Genomic DNA, 703 nt, shown 5'->3' on the forward strand with positions numbered 1-703 from the left:
GCCACCGACCGGGCGATTGCGATGCTGAACCGCGTGCGCATCTCCGACCCCGTCAGCGTCATGCAGCGCTACCCGCACCAGCTTTCCGGCGGCATGCAGCAACGCGTGGCGATTGCCATGGCGCTGGCCAACGATCCCTCGATGCTGATCCTCGACGAGCCGACCACCGGCCTCGATGCGACGGTAGAGGCCGAAGTGCTCGACCTGATCGCACAGCTGCGGCAAGAACTGTCGGCCTCGATCCTGTTTATCAGCCACAACCTCGCCGTCGTCTCCAACATGTGCGACCGCGTCGGCGTGCTCTATGCCGGCATGCTGGTCGAGGAAGGACCGACGGAGGTCGTCTTCAACGACCCGCGCCATCCCTACACCGTAGCCTTGCTGCGCTGCCTGCCGCGCGGGGGCCAGCGCAAGGACCAGGGCCGCCTCGACACCATTCCCGGCTTCCTGCCCGGCATCGGGGTCGACATCAAGGGCTGCGCCTTCGCCGATCGCTGCGCGCTCGCCGACGACCGCTGCCGCAGCGAATTGCCACCACTCTACGATCTGGGCGGCCGGCTGTCGCGCTGCTTTCATCACGACAAGGCGCAGGCGCTGCCGCGCGCGACGCCGAGCGATGTGGCGCCTGTACCAAGGGCGGCGGCAGCGCCGGTGCTGCGCGTCACCGGGCTGAACAAGACCTATGCCAGCCATGGCCATGCAC

Annotated in this window: 1 protein-coding gene; it reads left to right on the plus strand. The window is 67.9% G+C overall.

Annotated elements, in window-relative coordinates; all coding sequences use genetic code 11:
• The coding region (locus EN925_RS38390; protein ID WP_164894803.1) for an ABC transporter ATP-binding protein at positions 1-703 on the plus strand (703 nt) is incomplete at both ends.

It is taken from the genome of Mesorhizobium sp. M7A.F.Ca.US.006.04.2.1, from assembly GCF_004022915.1.
GTDB lineage: Bacteria > Pseudomonadota > Alphaproteobacteria > Rhizobiales > Rhizobiaceae > Mesorhizobium > Mesorhizobium ciceri.